1 protein-coding gene is annotated in these 487 nt (G+C 62.2%); it reads right to left on the reverse strand.

Annotated features, from left to right (window positions below; translation table 11 throughout):
* Nucleotides 1–487 (reverse strand): calcium-binding protein (locus TW83_RS18345; protein ID WP_045984225.1); only part of this gene is annotated, 487 nt, incomplete at both ends.

Consider the following 487-nt stretch of genomic DNA (forward strand, 5'->3'; position numbering starts at 1 on the left):
ATCTCTCCGGCGCGGGCGTCGAAGTCCGTGATCGTGTCGCGACCGTCACCCGCAGCGAAGATGAACGTGTCCTTACCCGAGCCACCCGATAAGGTGTCGTTGCCGGTGCCCCCGATCAGGGTGTCTTCGCCTTCGTAGGATTTCAGCGTATCGTTCCCGGCCATGCCGGAAAGGACATTGCGGCCGGCATTCGCCGTGATCAGGTTGTCCAGCGCGTTGCCCGTCCCCTTCGTGTTGACGGGCGTGCGCAGGTGGAGATCCTCGATGTTTTCGCCGAGAGTCCAGTCGATGATCGAGTGGACTTCGTCCCGGCCTTCGCCGGCCTTCTCGATCACGCGGTCACCGGCGTTATCGACCCAGTAGACATCATTCCCGGTGCCGCCATACATCTCGTCCGCGCCGCCCTTGCCGTCGATGACGTCATTGCCGCCAAAGCCGTAGATCTTGTCGTTCCCGGACGTACCGTTCAGCGTGTTCGCGCTGTCAT

This window comes from Paracoccus sp. S4493 (genome assembly GCF_000967735.1).
Lineage (GTDB): Bacteria > Pseudomonadota > Alphaproteobacteria > Rhodobacterales > Rhodobacteraceae > Paracoccus > Paracoccus marcusii.